The sequence below is a fragment of the Intrasporangium mesophilum genome, from assembly GCF_054783095.1.
The window spans coordinates 480,298-497,845 of sequence record NZ_BAAGRF010000004.1; the positions used below are offsets into that span (position 1 = coordinate 480,298).

At 69.3% G+C, this 17,548-nt stretch carries 16 protein-coding genes; 10 read left to right on the forward strand and 6 right to left on the reverse strand.

The features are described from left to right. A complete protein-coding gene (gene pknB, locus ACYVLP_RS05605) occupies nt 1-1,944 on the forward strand; it encodes a Stk1 family PASTA domain-containing Ser/Thr kinase (RefSeq protein ID WP_460626350.1) in 1,944 nt (647 codons plus the stop codon). 54 nt (nt 1,945-1,998) lie between these two features. Here the strand turns inward: pknB and ACYVLP_RS05610 are convergent, their stop codons facing one another. Continuing rightward, entirely contained in the window at nt 1,999-2,631 is a 633-nt protein-coding gene (locus ACYVLP_RS05610; protein ID WP_460626351.1) for an aminodeoxychorismate/anthranilate synthase component II, read from the reverse strand. 57 nt (nt 2,632-2,688) lie between these two features. After that, complete coding sequence (locus ACYVLP_RS05615) at nt 2,689-3,558, reverse strand: DUF881 domain-containing protein (protein WP_460626352.1); 870 nt, start codon at nt 3,556-3,558, stop codon at nt 2,689-2,691. 168 nt (nt 3,559-3,726) lie between these two features. On the opposite strand from ACYVLP_RS05615, the gene ACYVLP_RS05620 reads away from it, so the two are divergent. Beyond that, nucleotides 3,727-3,978, forward strand: coding sequence for a cell division protein CrgA (locus tag ACYVLP_RS05620; protein ID WP_452268408.1), 252 nt, complete (start codon nt 3,727-3,729; stop codon nt 3,976-3,978). 218 nt (nt 3,979-4,196) lie between these two features. On the opposite strand, the gene ACYVLP_RS05625 is transcribed toward ACYVLP_RS05620, so the two are convergent. The 3 genes from ACYVLP_RS05625 to ACYVLP_RS05635 all read right to left on the reverse strand — a co-directional run bounded on the left by ACYVLP_RS05625 (nt 4,197) and on the right by ACYVLP_RS05635 (nt 6,348). Continuing rightward, nucleotides 4,197-4,784: a DEAD/DEAH box helicase family protein gene (locus ACYVLP_RS05625; protein WP_460626353.1), complete on the reverse strand. Its 588-nt coding sequence runs from the start codon at nt 4,782-4,784 to the stop codon at nt 4,197-4,199. 51 nt (nt 4,785-4,835) lie between these two features. After that, nucleotides 4,836-5,756, reverse strand: coding sequence for a rhomboid family intramembrane serine protease (locus ACYVLP_RS05630; protein ID WP_460626354.1), 921 nt, complete (start codon nt 5,754-5,756; stop codon nt 4,836-4,838). Between the two features lie 73 nt (nt 5,757-5,829). Then, entirely contained in the window at nt 5,830-6,348 is a 519-nt protein-coding gene (locus ACYVLP_RS05635) for a peptidylprolyl isomerase (protein ID WP_460626355.1), read from the reverse strand. A gap of 140 nt (nt 6,349-6,488) precedes the next feature. Here ACYVLP_RS05635 and ACYVLP_RS05640 point away from each other — a divergent pair, with 140 nt between their 5' ends. The 6 genes from ACYVLP_RS05640 to ACYVLP_RS05665 all read left to right on the forward strand — a co-directional run bounded on the left by ACYVLP_RS05640 (nt 6,489) and on the right by ACYVLP_RS05665 (nt 14,422). Then, nucleotides 6,489-7,031, forward strand: a complete 543-nt coding sequence (locus ACYVLP_RS05640) for an antitoxin (RefSeq protein ID WP_460626356.1) — start codon at nt 6,489-6,491, stop codon at nt 7,029-7,031. 136 nt (nt 7,032-7,167) lie between these two features. Beyond that, a complete protein-coding gene (locus tag ACYVLP_RS05645) occupies nt 7,168-8,379 on the forward strand; it encodes a hypothetical protein (protein WP_460626357.1) in 1,212 nt (403 codons plus the stop codon). 637 nt (nt 8,380-9,016) lie between these two features. Continuing rightward, entirely contained in the window at nt 9,017-12,592 is a 3,576-nt protein-coding gene (locus tag ACYVLP_RS05650; RefSeq protein WP_460626358.1) for an RICIN domain-containing protein, read from the forward strand. Nucleotides 12,593-12,707: 115 nt separating this feature from the next. Next, the gene (locus ACYVLP_RS05655) at nt 12,708-13,304 is read left to right on the forward strand and encodes a sulfite oxidase-like oxidoreductase (RefSeq protein ID WP_460626359.1); all 597 of its coding nucleotides are present in this window, start codon (nt 12,708-12,710) and stop codon (nt 13,302-13,304) included. A gap of 52 nt (nt 13,305-13,356) precedes the next feature. Then, nucleotides 13,357-14,091 carry a ferredoxin reductase gene (locus tag ACYVLP_RS05660; RefSeq protein WP_460626360.1) on the forward strand — a complete coding sequence of 245 codons (735 nt, stop codon included), beginning with the start codon at nt 13,357-13,359 and terminating at the stop codon, nt 14,089-14,091. Between the two features lies 1 nt (nt 14,092). Beyond that, nucleotides 14,093-14,422, forward strand: a complete 330-nt coding sequence (locus tag ACYVLP_RS05665) for a DUF6510 family protein (protein WP_460626361.1) — start codon at nt 14,093-14,095, stop codon at nt 14,420-14,422. Nucleotides 14,423-14,515: 93 nt separating this feature from the next. Here the strand turns inward: ACYVLP_RS05665 and ACYVLP_RS05670 are convergent, their stop codons facing one another. Beyond that, nucleotides 14,516-15,121, reverse strand: coding sequence for a hypothetical protein (locus ACYVLP_RS05670; protein WP_460626362.1), 606 nt, complete (start codon nt 15,119-15,121; stop codon nt 14,516-14,518). Between the two features lie 243 nt (nt 15,122-15,364). Between ACYVLP_RS05670 and ACYVLP_RS05675 the strand changes: the two genes are divergently transcribed. Both ACYVLP_RS05675 and ACYVLP_RS05680 read left to right on the forward strand, forming a co-directional pair. Continuing rightward, nucleotides 15,365-16,396 carry an NHL repeat-containing protein gene (locus ACYVLP_RS05675; RefSeq protein ID WP_460626363.1) on the forward strand — a complete coding sequence of 344 codons (1,032 nt, stop codon included), beginning with the start codon at nt 15,365-15,367 and terminating at the stop codon, nt 16,394-16,396. Nucleotides 16,397-16,501: 105 nt separating this feature from the next. Next, on the forward strand, nt 16,502-17,497 hold the full coding sequence (locus tag ACYVLP_RS05680) for a class I SAM-dependent methyltransferase (protein WP_460626364.1): 996 nt from the start codon (nt 16,502-16,504) through the stop codon (nt 17,495-17,497). Nucleotides 17,498-17,548 lie beyond the last annotated feature (51 nt).

Consider the following 17,548-nt stretch of genomic DNA (forward strand, 5'->3'; position numbering starts at 1 on the left):
ATGACAGACCAGCTCGATCCGCGCGACCCAGGAGTCCGACGAGTGGACCAGCAGCAGCCCATGGCACCCGGCCGACCGCCCGAGCCGACGGAGGCGAACGAGGTGATCCCCACACCCCGTGTCCTCGGCGGTCGCTACGAGGTCGGCGAGCTCATCGGTCGCGGTGGCATGGCCGACGTGCACCTCGGTCATGACACGCGGCTCGGTCGCAAGGTCGCGATCAAGATGCTGCGCTCCGACCTGGCGCGCGACGCGAACTTCCTCATGCGCTTCCGCCGCGAGGCCCAGTCTGCCGCCGGTCTCAACCACCCTTCGATCGTCGCCATCTTCGACTCCGGCGAGGACGACACGCTCATCGATGGCCCCAACGGCACGCAGACCAAGCTCCCGTACATGGTCATGGAGTACGTCGACGGGCAGACGCTGCGCCAGAAGCTGTCCGAGCACACCCAGCTCGACCCGGCCGAGGCGATCCGCCTGACCGAGGGCATCCTCGACGCCCTCGCATACAGCCACCGGATGGGCATCGTCCACCGTGACATCAAGCCGGCGAACGTCATGATCACGGAGACCGGCACGGTCAAGGTGATGGACTTCGGCATCGCCCGCGCGATCGCTGACACGGCGGCGACCATGACGCAGACCCAGTCGGTCGTCGGCACGGCGCAGTACCTCTCCCCGGAGCAGGCCCAGGGCCAGACCGTCGACGCGCGCTCGGACCTCTACTCCACGGGGTGTCTGCTGTTCGAGCTGCTCGCCGGCCGTCCCCCGTTCCTGGGCGACTCGCCGGTCGCGATCGCCTACCAGCACGTCGGCGAGCTGCCGCAGCCGCCGAGCGTGTGGAACGACGCGGTGGGCGGCGACCTCGACGCGGTCACGCTGCACTCGCTCGAGAAGGACCGCGAGGCTCGCTACCAGGACGCCACGTCGTTCCGGAAGGACCTCGAGAACGTCCGCTACGGACGCCCGATCAGCGCCGCGGCGCTCGGCACCGGGGCGGCCATCGGGGCGGCAGCCACTCAGACCCTGCCCCAGTCGTATGCCGCTGCGGGCACCCCGACCGCGGTCCAGCCGAGCGTCGCCTCGCGCAGCGACCGCTACCGCAATACCGCAGGCATGCCCGCTGTCGGGCACGACGAGTCCGATGGGCGCGAGCGACATCGGGGCCGCGCTGTGCTGTTCACGGTCCTCGCGCTGATCCTGCTCGGCCTCGTCGGCTGGGGTGCCGTGACATGGTTCGGCAACCAGACCCCTCCGGTGCAGACGGTCGCGGTGCCGCAGCTCGAGGGCAAGAACGAGGCGACGGCACTACAGGCGCTGGAGAACGCGAACCTCAAGGGCGAGAAGAGCACCGCCCCGAGTGCTGACGTGACGGAGGGCCTGATCATCAGCCAGGACCCGAAGTCCGGCACCCAGCTCGCCGTGCAGTCAACGGTGAAGTATGTCGTGTCGACCGGTCCCGACCAGGCCACCGTGCCCGACGTGACCGGGCTCGACAAGGACAAGGCGCGCACCGAGCTCGAGAGCCAGGGCTTCAACGTGGCCGAGTTCCGCCAGGAGAACACGACGGCGCAGACCAAGGACAAGGTCACCAAGACCAGTCCCGCGGCCAATGCGACGGTGGCCAAGGGCGCCTCGATCGTCATCTACTACGCGACGGGCAACGTCGTTGTGCCCGACAACCTCGTCGGCCAGGACTGGGCCCTCGCCGCGCCCGCGCTGCAGACTGCCGGGCTGGACCCGGTCAAGGAGGCCGTCGAATCCACCAAGACCGAGGGCCAGGTCCTCGACGTCGCGAAGGCCGGCGAGGTGGTCCCGCGCGGCACCAAGATCACAGTCAAGGTCGCCAAGGCGCCGACTCAGACGATCACGGTGCCCCCGCCGACGACGCCACCGACGACGGCGACGACGACGGCGACGACCCCGCCACCGACCCAGCCGTAGCAGACGTGACCAAGGGCCTCAGCCGACCGGCTGGGGCCCTTGGTCATGAACGAGCTAGATGGCGGCGGTGACGAGCGGGCTGAGCCCCACCGACCGGGCGACCGCCTCGGAGTCGCCGCACATCGCGAGGAAGTTGGCGAGCATCCGGTGGCCGCCCTCGGTGAGGACACTCTCGGGGTGGAACTGCACTCCGTGCAGAGGCAGCTCGCGGTGCCGGACCGCCATGATCAGCCCGCTGTCGGTGTGCCCGGTCGCGACGAGCTCCTCCGGCAGCGTCGCTGGGTCGATGGTCAGCGAGTGGTAGCGCGTCGCGGTGAAGGGCGATGGCAGGCCCTCCAGCACGCCGGTGCCATCGTGGTGCACGAGCGAGGTCTTGCCATGCAGCAGCTCAGGCGCGCGGTCGACGGTCGCGCCGGCGACGACCCCGAGCGCCTGGTGCCCGAGGCACACCCCGAACATCGGCTTGGCCAGCCGCGCACACTCGCGGATGATCGCCATCGAGACGCCGGCATCCTCCGGGGTCCCAGGCCCCGGCGACACCAGAACCCCGTCGTAGGCCGCCGCCTCCTCGGGTGCCACGGCGTCGTTGCGCACAACGGTGCACTCGGCGCCGAGCTGCTCGAGGTAGCCGACGATCGTGTAGACGAAGCTGTCGTAGTTGTCGACGACGAGGATTCGGGTGCTCATCACGGCCTCACGTGGGACGGTGCTTCGGTTCTGGTGGCGCGAGCCGGGTCGGGACGCTCAGCGGATCGGCTGGGCGTACTGGAAGTCGACCGACCCCGAGTATGCCGGGAAGTCCCGTGAGGCGTGCGTCTGCACGTTCCAGCCGAGACCGACGGCGTCGACATACTCCTTGTAGATCGCGATCGACCCGTCGGCGTCGAGGCCCTGCTGCATCCGGCCGATGTCGCCGATCGCGGTGATGCGGTAGGGCGGGGAGTAGACCCGGCCCTGCAGGATCAGGGTGTTGCCGACACACCGGACCGCGCTGGTGGAGATGACGCGCTGGTCCTGGATCATCATCGCCTCGGCACCGGAGGACCAGAGGGCGTTGACGACCGCCTGGACGTCCTGCTGGTGCACGACGATGTCATCGGCGGTGAAGCCGTCCGGCAGCGACTCGGCGGTGCGGTGCGCGTCGTCGAGCGACACCTCGATGGCCGGCCCGGACACCTTCGTCGTGGCGGCGTCGCGCGAGAGCGTCTCGCCCGTCTTGGTCAGCGCGCTGAGCCGGGCGTCGCTCGGGGCGTTGGCCTTGGACAGCGCGTCGACCTCCTTCTGGAGCTCGTCGAGCTGGGCGGCCTTCTCGGCGACCCGGTCGTCGCCGGCCATGATGAGCTGTGGAAGGTCGCGGTCGGCCCGAAGGTCGCTGCCCTGCGCCGCCTTGAAGCTCATCGCGAACATGATCCCCGCGGCCGCCGTCACGACCGGCACGAGAACGCCCCACGTGAACCGCCGAGAGGACCGCTTCGACCCCGCCTTCGACTCTGGCTTCTGCTCAGGCTTCTGCTCGGGGCCACCGTCGGTCGGGTCCGCCGCGGACTCGGGGGACACCCCAGCAACCGACTCGGCGGTCGGCTCGTCGACCGGCTGGACCGGGTCGGCGTTCATGCGGGGGCACCTCGTGTCTGCGGACGGCACACTTCGTCCGCTTATTGTGCCTGTCGAGTGGCCGCGTCGTCACACCCAGTCCGTCAGGGTGACCTTCGACGGGCTACCTGTGACGACGCGGCCACTCGACGCATTAGGCTGTGCACAACTCAGACCAAGGAGAGAGCAGTGCCCGAGTCCCGAGGCCGCGACCACAAGGCCGCCGCGTTCACACCGCCGGCCAAGAGCAAGGCCACCGAGCCGAACCCCACCTGGTGGGCACCTGTCTTCATCACGCTTCTCGTGGTCGGACTGCTGTGGATCGTCGTGTACTACGTGTCCGCCTACAAGTATCCGATCGGTGCGATCGGCGTCTGGAACCTCGCGATCGGCTTCGTGCTGCTCATGGGCGGCTTCATCATGACGATGCGGTGGCGCTGACCGCCCTTGCGCGGCGGTTCTACACAGGCGTCCCCACCCGGTGGACAGGTTGTCCACAGGCTTATCCCCAGTTGGGGATGAATGACAGGGGTGTAACTACATCCACAGGGTTGTCCACAGCGGTGGACAACCCTGTTTGGCGAACGCTCGACGGATCCCATCGTCGACGCGGTTCAGCCCGACGCGCCACGGGTGAGGCGCGGTCAGCGCCCGCCCGGTCAGCAGCGGGGCAGCCCGAGCTCGTCGATGATCTGCTCGGCCGTCACGCGCGGCGATGCGTGGCTGTTGTCGAGCCGCACGAGCCGGTGCTGCGGTAGCGGCCAGTCGGCAGGGTCCGCAGTCGGGTCGGTGTTGAAGCGGGCCCGCTGGTCGAGCTCGACGACGTGCGCGCGAGCCCACTCGACGTCGCGCTTGCTGCGCTTGTGATCCATCCGGTCGGCGCCTCCCTCACGGGCCAGCCGGATGGGCTGAGCGGCATACAGCTCGACGAAGTCGACCGGGCACCCGGCCCGGACGACGGGCTCGATGAGGTGCTCGACCCGCTGGAGCTCACGGGGGTCGTCGAAGTCCCACGCGTAGGTGAAGACGAGTCCGGGAAGGTCCGCGGCGACTGCCTCCGTCATCACCTCTCGCCGGATCATCGAGTTGAGGCGAGTGAACGAGGGCGTGCCGAAGTCGAACACCCCGAGCAGGGGCTCGATCGACATGTGGTTGTGGAAAAGCCTGAAGCCGGTCAGCTCACAGAGCTCCCGGCCGACGGTCATCTTGCCCGCCGCCGGCGGGCCGATGACGTTCACGAGGTGCACGTGCGGCTCCGTCCGTTCGGCGGGCGTCCGGGGCGGTCAGCGAACGGACGGCTAGCGGAAGTAGGCGGGGACGGAGAGGTACTTGAGCACCGTCACCACGGCGAGCACACCGAGGACCCCGGCCAGGCCCAGCCACACGAGGAGACGGGAGCTCTGCCGTCGGAAGAGCACGATGACGCCGGCGCAGGCAAGGCCGGTCAGGAAGCCACCGAGGTGCGCCTGCCAGGAGATCCCCGGGTAGAGGAAACCGAACGCGGCGTTGATGGCGATCGTCGCGTACATCGCCGCGGACGAGCGGCCGAGGTGACGGTTGAGCACGAGCAGAGCCCCGAAGAGGCCGAAGATCGCGCCGGAGGCGCCGAGGACGAGCCCGATCCATGGGTCCTCATTGCGCTGGATGCCCTCGATGGTCGGGTTGCCCGCGAACAGCGTGACCGCGACCTGGCCGCCTATGCCGCTGATGAGATAGACCGCGAGGAACCGCGCCCGGCCGAGCATCGGCTCGAGGTACTGCCCCATCATCCACAGCGCGAACATGTTGAGCACGATGTGGAAGATGGTGTCGGGCGAGTGCAGGAACGCCGCGGTGAGGAACCGCCAGGGCTCGCTCCAGCCCAGAGCGGGGGCAAAGGCGTAGTTGATCGTGACGGAGGGGTCGACCCGCTGGAGCAGGTAGACGACCGCGCAGATCCCGATCAGCGTGTAGGTGGCGATCGGCCGGCCGTCGGTGGCTCGACCGCCGAAGACGGTGCGGGCGGACGGCGAGGTGCGAGCGGCCTCGCGGACGCAGTCGACGCACTGGATGCCGACCGCGGCGGGTCGCTGGCACTCCGGACACGCGGGCCGGCCGCACCGCTGGCAGCGGACATAGGCCTCGCGGTCCGGGTGGCGGGGGCAGACGGACGGACCGGCGGGGGGCTGCGGCGGCCGCTGCGTCATCGGTGGCTGGCCGCCGGTGCCGTTGTCGGACAATGGGATCCCTTCGCCGGTCTCGTCCGTCGTGCGTCGAGTGTGGTGCGAGTGTGTGGTGCGAGTGTGTGGCTGGTCAGTCTTCGATCGTCACCGAGCTGATGACGACGTCCTCGACCGGCTTGTCGTTCGGGCCGGTCGCGACGGCGCCGATCTTGTCGACGACGGCGCGCGAGGGAGCGTCGGCCACCTCGCCGAAGATCGTGTGCTTGCCCTGGAGCCAGGTCGTCGCCGCAGTGGTGATGAAGAACTGGGAACCGTTGGTGCCGCGGCCCATTCGCTTGCCCGCGTTGGCCATGGCGAGGACGTACGGCTGGTTGAAGTTCTTGTCCGGGCTGATCTCGTCGTCGAACGCATAGCCCGGGCCACCGAAGCCCTGACCGATGGGGCAGCCGCCCTGGATCATGAAGTTGGGGATGATCCGGTGGAAGATGAGCCCGTCGTAGAAGGGCGTCGGGTTGGTGCGGCCGGCGTCGTCCTTGTACTCCTTCTCACCCTTGGCAAGACCGACGAAGTTCTCGACCGTCTTGGGCGCCTGGTGCGGGAAGAGATCGAGGACGATGTCCCCGTAGTTCGTGTGCAGGGTTGCCTTCATGGGCCCAATCCTCGCATGGCCGCCGAGGTATGCCGTTCTGCGCAGGTCTGGACCCACCGGTGCCCGAGGGGAAGGATCGAGGTGAACCGGGCGATCGACGCATCACCACCCATCGAGCGGGACCCAGGACGGAGTGCCGGATGTCGTTCAAGGACAACATGAAGAGGAAGGTCGAGGACCTCGACCTCGAGGGCATGGCCAAGCAGCTGCAGGATGCCGCCGCCAAGGCTGCGAAGCAGGCGCGCGAGAAGGCGGGCGACTTCGCGACCCAGAACCGCGAGAAGATCGGCGGCTACGTCGAGCAGGCTGGAGCCAAGTTCGACGAGAAGACGCACGACAAGTACTCCGACACCGTCGCGAAGGTCAAGGAGCAGGTGCACCGGGGCGTCGACAAGGTCGCCGAGGGCGGGCGCGCGTCGGACGATGTCACCGGGCCGGCCGATGACGTGCCTGTCGCGGGCGCGGCCGGTGCCGCGACCGAGGACTCGCCGGGCAGCCGCGACGAGTCCGGTTTCGACGCCGCGTCCGGCGACCTGCCTGCCCCGGCGCACGAGGCGCTGCACGACACGGCGCTCGAGGACGTCGTGACCAGCCACGAGACCACGGCGGATGCCCCCACTCTGAGCGAGCCGCCCGCGGCCGAGGACGCCGGTCCACACCCCGACCGGACCGCGACGACGTGAGCGGATCGGGCCCGACGGCCTATGCCGTGACGCGACGAGCGGGGCTCGTGCATTCGCGACGCGCCTGTGGGGGACCTCGCGGCACGTAGCCGGATGTTGACAGGATGGGTAAGGACGAGAGGACTTAGGAGGACGCATGTTCCAGAAGCAGTCCAGCGCCGATAATGCCGTCGACGAGGTGCGCTCTACCGCAGCGGACCTGGGAGCGCGGGTTGGCGAACAGCTCGACACGGTCACCGAGAGCGCCCGTGATGCGGCAGGCAGCGCCGCCGCGAGCGCCAAGGAGCACGTGGCACAGGCCCGCGGGAGTGTCGGCCCCGCCGTCGGCGACGCGGCAGGTGCCGCTCGCGAGCGCCTGGGCGACGCGAAGGAGGCGGCCATGCCGGCGCTCCAGGAGGCCGCCGAGACCGCGAAGGTGAAGTTGCACGAGGCGGCCGAGCGCGCGAAGCCGAAGGTCGAGGCCGCCCAGGCGACGTTCGTCGACACGGTCCTGCCCAAAGTCGGCGCAGCGCTCGCGACGGCTGCCGCGGCGGTCGCGGCGGGTGCCGAGCAGGCGAAGGAGGCGGCCGCGCCGCATCTGGAGCAGGCCGCCGCACAGGCCCGCGAGTCCGCCGCGTTCAGCGGCGACCGCGCCAAGGACGCGTACCTCGTCCTCAAGGGTGACGCCGTGGCGAAGAAGAAGGGCGGCAAGGCCAAGTGGCTCATCGTCATCGGGCTCGCGGCCGCGGCCGTGGCAGCCATCGCCGCGTTCCGCCGGCAGAAGCAGGCTGACGACCCCTGGGCCACGCCGCTCGACAGCGCGGGGGACTCCTCGACGCCGAGCGCCGCATCGATCAAGGACAAGGCGGCGGGACAGGTCGAGCACGCCAAGGAGGCGGTGGCCGACGCTGCCGCCAAGGCCAAGGAGAAGAGCGCCGAGCTCGCCGACGCCGCCAAGCACAAGGCAAGTGACCTCGCGGCCAGGGGCCAGGCCGCCATCGCCGACGCCAAGGACCGCTCGTCCGACGCGGTCGACGAGGCCGGCGCGGGAGCGGCCGACGCCGCCGCGGCAGCTGCGGACGAGGCGGCCGACCTCGCCGGCGAGGCGAGTGACGAGCTGGGCCACACCGCCGAGGACGTGACCAGCGCTGTGGAGTCCAAGATCGACGACCCGCAGGCCGAGCTCGACGAGGCGACGGCAGCAGCCGAGGGTCAGGTCACCGCTGTGGACGGGCACCCTGGCGCCGACGCGGTCGAGGGTGAGGCCGCCGGCGGCAGCAGCACGCCCAACGGGACAACGCGCAAGCGCACGTCCGGGCGCAGCACCGCCCGGTCCAAGCCTGCGCCCAACGGAGACGGCCCCGCCTGAGCCCGAACTGCGCCTGCCGGAGCCCGGCTGAGCCCTGAGGCGCACTCGTCCTGCCGACACAAAGAGACGGACCCGGATGCTTGAAGCAATCCGGGTCCGTCTCTGCTTGAGCTGGCTCGCACCGACAGGGGGACAGCGCGAGCCAGCACATGCAGAAGGGCTGGGCGCGGTTCGTGCGGGCCCAACCCTTCGCTGCCTCCAGTCTAAACGGCGACCGGGTGCTAACGCGAGAGGCTAGGTGAAGATTGCATCACATTGAGCGCGTCAGATTAGACCTTTCTGCGCAAAACGCCCACGAGTATCGGGTCCCTTACGGGCTCGATAGATGTTGCTCCACTGAGCATGGCACCACGGGGGCCGTTTCGCCATAGGTACGAGCGGTGGATTCCTTGTGCGTCAAGCGAATTCTCGTCCAGGCCGTGAGGTGAACGCTCACCTGTCCTGAATGCTCCGATCGGGATTTCGATCGTCTTTCGGTCGGGTTTCGGTGGGCCGTGGCGGTCGAGCTCACCGGCTTGGGGCGAATTGCCCCTTGACGCCCGCTCTGCACCACCCGTACGGTCTCTGACCACGGAGGATGACTGATTGTGAGCGAAAGGATGCTTAAGTGAGCAGTTTCAAACACACAGTCCGGAGGGTGGCGGTGGTAGCCGGTGTCGCAGCGTTGGCCCTCACGGGTCTCGTCGCGGTCTCGGCGCCGGCGCAGGCCGCCGACGGGCAGCTGGGCGACGTGACGGCATACAGCCGCGACGGCGACACGTACACGTTCGGCTCGGGTGCGGCGAAGCTGCGCGTCGAGTTCGACGACACCGATCTCTTCCGGGTGCAGCTCGCGCCGAACGGCACGTTCTCGGACCCGGCGAACGACGACCCTGCCGACCCCAAGGCGCCCGATGCGGACATCGTCGTCAAGCGCGACTTCGCCGGGGGCGGCTCGAGCGTCACGGACACGGGGACGGCATACGTCATCTCGACGAGCAAGGCGCGTCTGACGGTGACGAAGTCGCCGCTCACGCTCCGGCTGCAGAACGCGGCCGGTGCCGACCTGTGGCGCGAGACCGCGCCGCTGTCCTGGACCGGCAGCGGGACGACCCAGACGCTCGCGCGGGGCCCTCAGGAGCAGTTCTTCGGCGGCGGCATGCAGAACGGCCGCTTCAGCCACCGCGACACCTCGATCACCATCAGCCGCGACTACAACTGGGACGACGGCGGCAACCCGAACGCTGCGCCCTTCTACGTCTCGAGCGCGGGGTACGGCGTCCTGCGCAACACGTTCGCGCCCGGCACGTACGACTTCCACGCGCCGGTGCGCACCACCCACCAGGAGCAGCGCTTCGACGCCTACTACTTCGTCGGCGACACGCGACAGGTCCTCGACGGCTACACCGAGCTGACCGGTCGGCCGCTCATGCTGCCGATGTACGCGCTCGAGGTCGGCGACGCCGACTGCTACCTGCACAACGCGAACCGCGGCGAGCGCAAGACGCTGCGTGACTCGACGGCGATCGCCCAGGGGTACACGGCCAACGACATGCCGCTCGGCTGGATGCTCGTCAACGACGGCTATGGCTGCGGCTACGAGCAGCTCCCCGAGACGCACCAGATGCTCGGCGAGCACGGCTCCGAGCTGGGCCTGTGGACGCAGTCGGACCTGACCAACCAGCCGTACGAGGTCAGCAGCGGCGTCCGCGTCCGCAAGACGGACGTGGCCTGGGTCGGCCCCGGCTACCGTTTCGCCCTCGACGCGTGCGAACAGGCCCGCGACGGCATCGAGTCCAACAGCAGCGACCGCGCGACGGTCCTGACCATCGAGGGCTGGGCCGGCACGCAGCGCTGCGGTGCGATGTGGAGCGGCGACCAGTCGGGCTCGTGGGACTACATCAAGTGGCAGATCCCGACCTATGCCGGTTCGACCCTGTCCGGACAGCCCGTGACCACAGGCGACATCGACGGCATCTTCGGGGGAAGCGCCGACACGTACACGCGTGACCTGCAGTGGAAGATGTTCCTGCCCATGACGTACGCGATGAGCGGGTGGGCCGGCAAGGACAAGCAGCCGTACCGCTACGGCGAGCCGTACACCTCGATCAACCGCGACTACCTCCAGCTCCATGAGCGGCTGCTGCCGTACTTCTACACGCACACCGCCAACGCCTCCAAGAACGGCCTCGGCCCGACGCGCCCGCTGTACGTCAACTACCCGACGGACCCGGCGACGTGGGGCGACCAGGCGAAGTACGAGTTCCTCGCCGGCGACGACTTCCTCGTGGCGCCGGTCTACAGCGACACGACGGTGCGCAACGGCATCTACCTGCCGCAGGGCACCTGGGTCGACTACTGGACCGGCCGCCTCTACTCCGGCCAGCAGACGCTGAACGGCTACAAGGCCCCGCTCGACCGGCTGCCGCTGTTCGTCCGCGCCGGCGCAGTCGTGCCGATGTTCCCGGAGGGCACGAAGGACTGGAAGTCCGGCAAGGACTCGGGCCGCCTCGACCTCGACGTCTACCCCTCGGGCACGTCGTCGTTCACCAGCTACGAGGACGACGGCCGGTCGCAGGCGTATGCCGCCGGGCAGAGCGCGACGCAGCAGCTCGGCGTGGTCGCACCGACCGCCGGCAAGGGTCCGGTGACGGTGTCGATCGGGGCCCTCGACGGCGCCTATGCCGGAAAGCCCGGCACGCGTGCCTACGGGCTGTCCGTGCACACGAACACCAAACCGTCGGAGGTGTCGGTCGACGGCACGGTGATCGGCCCGGTCGACAGCGCGGCCGCCCTCGACGGCGCATCGTCGGGATGGTTCTACGACGCCGCCACCGGCGTCATCCAGGCCAAGACCGCGTCCCTGCCGACCTCCGCCGCCCATTCGGTCCGGATCACGGGCGCGGGGGCAATCGGTGGCGCACAGCCGGGCGAGCTCGACGCGGCACTCGACGTCAAGGCACCGGTCATCTCGGTGCCCGACGAAGCTCGGCCCGTCACCGCGACGTTCACCAACTCGACGGGCAAGCCCGTGCAGGTGACCGCGACCTCACTCGGCCTCCCCGCTGGATGGCAGTCGGTGGCGTCTGGCCCGACCACCGCGACGGACCTCAAGGACGGCGCCTCGTTCACGGCACGCTTCGACGTGACGCCCCCGGCAGGCGCAAAGCCCGGGGTATACCCGATCACGGCGTCCGCGGCATACACGGTCCGTGACGTGGGCAGGACACTCACGGACTCGACGAAGACGACGCTGGCGCACCCGTCGCTCGCGAGCGCCTTCAGCAACGTCGCGATCACCGCGCAGGCGAACCCGACACCGGGCAACATCGACGGCGGCGGGTCGAGCTTCATCGCGGAGCGGCTCGCAGCCCAGGGGGTGACGCCTGGCGCCAAGGTCTCGGCGAACGGCTTCGACTTCACGTGGCCGTCGTCCCAGCCGGGCACGAAGGACAACGTCGCCTCGGCCGGCGAGACGATCCAGCTGTCGGGGCAGGGCAACGCGCTGGCGCTGCTGGGCACCGGCACGAGCGGGTCTGCGGGTGGTGCAGCGACGGTGCACTACACCGACGGGTCGTCGACGACGGCGACCATCGGCTTCCCGAACTGGTGCTGCCTCGCGACCGACACCTACGGCGCGAAGATCGCGGTGACGACCATGGGCAAGAACACGCCGACCGGGCCCGCGTACCCGACGGTCGCCTATCGGATCTACACCAAGACCGTGCGGATCGACCCTGCCAAACAGGTGGCTGCGGTGACCCTGCCGGCGAACTCCGCGGCACACGTCTTCGCGATGACCGTCGGCAACGAGGACGTCGTGCCGCCGCCGATCGCCGACGGGCAGTACTCGCTCGGCAACGTCGGCACGGGCCTCGCGCTCGAGGCGCCAGGCTCGTCGTCAGACCAGCTCGGCACGGCGCCAGCCTCGTCGTCGGCGTCGCAGAAGTGGATCCTCACCCTGCAGGACTCCGGTGCCTACCAGGTGAAGAACGCCGCGAGCGGGCAGTGCATGGACGTGTTCTACAGCTCGCAGTCCAGTGGCGCGCTCGTCGGGCAGTACACCTGCACGGGCACGACGAACCAGCAGTGGACGGTGACGCGCTCAGGCAGCCAGCTCAAGCTCGTCGCCAAGCACAGCGGGCTGACGCTCGCGGTCGATGCGAGCGGCAAGGCGGTCCAGGTCACCGATAGCGGGGCTGCGACCCAGCGCTGGGCGGCAACCGCCAGCTAGCGCCTGCTCGTGGATCGAGACGGTTGAGGAGGGTCCGGGCGGGAAGTCACCGCTCGGGCCCTCTTCTCGCGTGGTGCGCGGCATAATCAGGCATCACCCAATCTGGGGAGGGCGCATGGGAATCGTGACCCCTGGCTTCCGGGGCCGGCAGCGAGACGCGGTGCAGCTGCCGCCAGGGCAGTACCTCACGCACGACTTTCCGGTGCTGTCGGCCGGGCCCACGCCGCGCGTCGACCTGGCCGACTGGTCTCTGACCGTGACGACGGAGTCGCGGGAACGGCACGTGTGGCTGTGGGACGAGCTCATGGCGCTGCCGCAGGAGGAGCCGACCGTCGACATCCACTGCGTGACCAAGTGGTCGAAGCTCGGCACCTCGTGGCGTGGAGTGTCCCTGGACGTCCTCCTCGAGGACATCGACACCGAAGCCGACTTCGCCCTCGTGCATTCCTACGGCGACTACACGACCAACCTCCCGCTCGAGGATCTGCTCGACGGCAAGGCCTGGATCGTCCACGAGTACGACGGCGAGCCGCTGGAGCCGTGGCACGGAGGTCCCGCGCGACTGCTCGTGCCGCACCTCTACTTCTGGAAGTCGGCCAAGTGGGTCACCGGCATCGAGCTGCTCGTCGATGAAGAGCTGGGATTCTGGGAGCAGCTCGGCTACCACGAGTACGGCGACCCGTGGCGCGAGCAGCGCTACTCGGGCGACTGATGAGACCGGTTCGGCCGGTTGTTACGGTCACTGAGCTCCCTTGGGAGGCAACGTGGCCCGCGTGACGTGGCAGCCGGCATACCTCGTCTCTCGCAAGGATGAGACGGCCGAGGCGGTCACGCTCGTGTTCGGGGTGCCGGAGTGGCCCGGCCACGTGCCGGGGCAGCATGTGGACGTGCGGCTGACCGCGCCGGACGGCTACTCGACGCAGCGCAGCTACTCGATCGCCACTCCCGACCACGGGGCCGCACTGGACCTGACCGTGCAGGTCGTCGAGGACGGCGAGGTCTCGCCGTTCCTCGCGCGCGACCTGGCGATCGGCGATCCCGTCGAGATCCGCGGTCCGATCGGTGGCTGGTTCGTCTGGCGGCCCGCGCAGGTAGGCCCGGTGCTGCTCGTCGCCGGAGGCTCGGGCGTGGTGCCGCTCATGGCGATGGTGCGGGCCCGCCACGAGGCGGGCAACGCGTCGCCGATGCACCTCGTCTACTCCGTGCGCACGCCGGCCGACGTGCTGTATCCCGCCGAGCTGGAGCGGCGCGCGCGGCTCGACGACGGGTTGCGGGTCACGATGGTGTTCACGCGGTCGGCGCCGGACGGGAGTGCGCGGGCGGTCGGCCGCATACGGCCGGAGGAGCTGGCGGAGTGGGGTTTTCCCGTCGGGTCCGGGGCCGTGACGTTCGTGTGCGGACCCACCGGCTTCGTCGACGCGGTGGCCAACTCACTCGTCGACCTGGGGCACGACGAGCACTCGATCAGGACCGAGCGCTTTGGACCGAGCGGAGGCTGACATGAGTACGTATGCCGGAGACGACGTCGTGATGGACGGCAACGTCCTTGCCGGGGTGCTGGGCGAGGTGTTCGGCGTCGACGTGACAGCCGCGATCGTGACGTGTGTCGACTGCTCGCGGGAGCAGGCGGTCGCGGAGCTCGTCGTGTATGAGGCGGGCATGGGTGCCACGGCACGGTGTCGCGGGTGTGGCGCGGTGGTGTTGCGGGCGGCACAGATCCGGTCAGAGGTCGTGCTCGACCTGCGTGGGTCGCGGGTTGTGCGGATCCCGATCCCGCCCGCGAGCCAGCCGGACCAGGACAGCGACACACCCGACCCCCTGGTCGAGTGAGCGCGCCGTCCCACGGGCCCCACGCCGAGTAGGGCAGGAGTCGCCCGCGGCGAGCGTGGCTATGTTGCGTCGCCCAGTCGCCGGGGATGGCGACTATCGCAGGAGCGCTGACTTGTCCTTGCCGTCGAGGCCTTGGAGGGCTTCGATCCGGTGGCCGTCGAGCTTGGCCGTGAGCGGGACCTGGCCGTCGAGCTGGAGCTCGACTGCGCGCCCGTTCACGGACGTGAGGGTCTTGGCACCGCACTGCTCGAGGTGCTCGCGAAAGACGTGGACGGCCCCGGGATCGGTGACGTCCATCAGGGTCTGGCGCAGCGACGGCCGTGCGTCGACCAGGAAGTTGGCGGTCGTGAGGGTCCGAACGCCGAGCGCGTAAAGGAGGTTTGCCCGGACCGAACTCTCCGGAAGCCAGGGGAAGTCGGCAGGGTCGCAACTCGAGTCCAGGGTGGGCGCGGAGAGCGCCGGGTCGGCACAGCCCTCCGCGTCGAAGGTCACCGTGCTCGCGGACCGCCCGACCTCGGCTCCGGTCGGGGCGATCTTTGTCGGGTCCAGGAGGCCGCTGACGGCGGCTGTGTCCCGGCCGCATTGGGCGGAGTTCACGATCGTCATCGTCGGCGCCGTCGATCTGGTCGGCGACGGGTCGGGTTCCTGCGAGGTGCATCCAGCCATGACGACGAGCAGCGATGCAGACGCAACGCTCATGCGAACAGCTCGGCTTGCTGACGCCGCACGCCGAGGGCGGGGGGACTCGCTGGAGAAGCTGGGGGCAGGTGATACGGCCATGTGACTGGACCCTAGGAGCGCATCAGGCTCACCAGCAAGGACGGCACTCACGTTGCCTGAGATTTGACGAAAGCGACTGAAGCGCATGCCTGGTCGGACCGCTTCAGGAAGTCAGGCGGTTTGGCTCAGGTGGCTCCCGGCGTCTGCTCATAACGTGCTGCCGTGGCAGGAACGCAACCCTTTGCGCGACGCTCGACCACCCGGCATACGGCGGTGGCGGGGATCGCCGCTGTCGCTCTGGGACTGGCCTTGGGTGGATGCTCCTCGGCTTCGCCGACCGGTGCTGCGAGCACGGCCTCGCATCCTTCGTCGCCGAGAACCCGGGTCACTGGCACCTCGACGATCGATATCCCGCCCCCGCCGGGCACCAAGGCGAGCTCGACGGCCGGGCACACGACTGCGGGCACCACGAAGGCGCCGGCGCGGTACAAGACGACGGTGGTGTTTCGCGGGGTGCACCCGGACGACCTCGTGATCGACCCGTCCGGGCACCTCCTCTTCAGCGACTACACGGACGGGACGATCAGCCGCCTCGACCCGAACGGCAAGGCCACCATCCTTCACAAAGGGCTGGCCGGGCCGGAGGGGCTGGTGTTCCTGCGCAACGGGTCGCTCGTCGTGGCTGAGGAGAAGACGAACCGTATCCTCGAGTTCTGGCCCGGCTCGTCGCGTCCGATGGTGCTGAAGCAGCTGCCTGGCAAACCGACGCTTGTCGAGTGTCACCAGGGCGTCGACGGCATCGGGTGGGACCCCAGCACCAGCACTCTGATCGTGCCGGATGCGCCGACCGGCACGATCTACCGGCTGACGCCCGACGGGTCGACGCTGACGCGGGTGGCGGGTGGTTTCGTGCATCCGGTCGGGGCGACGGCTGACTCGGCGGGCGCCATCTATGTGGCCGACGAGTGCGGCGGCAACGTGTGGAAGGTGTCGAAGTCGGGAGCGAAGACCCGAGTGGCGCCGGCAGTGATGCCCGACGACGTCGTGCTCGACACGCATGGGAACCTGCTCGTGACGGACGTGCGGCACACGCAGCATTCGCTGCGCCGGTTCCCACTCGGTGGTGGGGCCGGGGTGCAGCTCGCCGGCGCCGGGTTGGTCGAGCCGCAGGGGCTCGTTGTCGACGCGCACGGCGACATCTACGTCTCCGACGACATCGTCGGCGTGATCCTCAAGCTGACGCCGGTGAAGTGAGGGGATCGGGCCTCTGTGTCGTCTGGGAGGGGTGGCCGCCGGAGGACGTGAGGATGCTGGCGAATCCGGGCGACCTGGGGCGGGCCGTGGCCATAGCCTCTGCGCATGGATGAGATGCCGGCAGTCCTGGAGGACCTCTTCGGCTTCTACGCGATCGTGTTGCTCGGGCTCGGCCGGCGGGCGGGGTTCACGGACGCCCTGCTGGCGGGGCCGGGCACGGCGTCGGACATCGCCGGGCGCGCGAGTGCCGACGAGCGGAGCTGCGAGGAGTGGCTCAGGGCGATGACCGCCAGGGGCTATGCCAGTCACGAGCGCGGGATGTTCTCGCCGACGGACAGCCTGCGGATGACGTTCGATCCGGGCTTTCCGGTTGACGCGGCGTCGGGCCTCGAGGGCTGCCTCGGGATGGCGGCCGCGTATGGGCCCATCGTCGACGCCTGGCGCGATGGGCGTGGCCTGGATGGGATTGCGCTGTCGGCGTTCTCGGCGTTCTCCGGTCTCAACACACCGCTCTATGGGCAGGTGCTCGTGGAGGACTGGATCGGTGGCACTCGTGGATTGGCTGACGCGCTCGAGCATGGGGGGCAGATCGCGGAGGTCGGGGCGGGCAACGGAGCTGCGGCGTCACTCGTGGCGCGTGCCTTTCCCGGGTGTCATGTGGTCGGTTATGACCTGCGGGCGGGATCGGCCTCTGACCTGCCGTCGAATGCCGAGCTCAGGTCAGGCGACGCTCGGTCGATGGCGGCGGACGGGCCGTTCGACCTGGTCTACACGCTGGACACGTTGCACCACATCGCGGATGCCGAGGTGCTGATTTCTGAGGTGCGGTCGGCTCTGGCACCTGGGGGTCTGCTCTTGGTGGCGGAGAACGACCTGAGTGGCGACGTGGACACCGATGTCGCCAACCCGTTCGGGTTCGTCAGCTATGCGAGCTCTGCTCTGTACTGCTTGCAGGAGCCGCTGGCTGCTGGCGCTGGGACGGTGCACACCGGCGCCGAGAACCCGCGATGGATCGCTGACGCGATGACTGCGGCTGGCTTTTCGGACGTGTCCGTGCGCTCGGGAGCGGGCGGCATGGCCATAGTGACCGGCCGTGCCTAGGGCGCGCCGTTCGTCGCCCAAACTCAGCGACTGTGGTCGAAAGCCTGGCAG

Coding starts and splice junctions, on each gene's coding strand:
- ACYVLP_RS05610 (WP_460626351.1), bottom strand. CDS start 2,631: ATGAGCACCCGAATCCTCGTCGTCGACAACTACGACAGCTTCGTCTAC.
- ACYVLP_RS05655 (WP_460626359.1), top strand. CDS start 12,708: ATGGGAATCGTGACCCCTGGCTTCCGGGGCCGGCAGCGAGACGCGGTG.
- ACYVLP_RS05640 (WP_460626356.1), top strand. CDS start 6,489: ATGTCGTTCAAGGACAACATGAAGAGGAAGGTCGAGGACCTCGACCTC.
- ACYVLP_RS05645 (WP_460626357.1), top strand. CDS start 7,168: ATGTTCCAGAAGCAGTCCAGCGCCGATAATGCCGTCGACGAGGTGCGC.
- pknB (WP_460626350.1), top strand. CDS start 1: ATGACAGACCAGCTCGATCCGCGCGACCCAGGAGTCCGACGAGTGGAC.
- ACYVLP_RS05665 (WP_460626361.1), top strand. CDS start 14,093: ATGAGTACGTATGCCGGAGACGACGTCGTGATGGACGGCAACGTCCTT.
- ACYVLP_RS05635 (WP_460626355.1), bottom strand. CDS start 6,348: ATGAAGGCAACCCTGCACACGAACTACGGGGACATCGTCCTCGATCTC.
- ACYVLP_RS05615 (WP_460626352.1), bottom strand. CDS start 3,558: ATGAACGCCGACCCGGTCCAGCCGGTCGACGAGCCGACCGCCGAGTCG.
- ACYVLP_RS05680 (WP_460626364.1), top strand. CDS start 16,502: ATGGATGAGATGCCGGCAGTCCTGGAGGACCTCTTCGGCTTCTACGCG.
- ACYVLP_RS05670 (WP_460626362.1), bottom strand. CDS start 15,121: ATGAGCGTTGCGTCTGCATCGCTGCTCGTCGTCATGGCTGGATGCACC.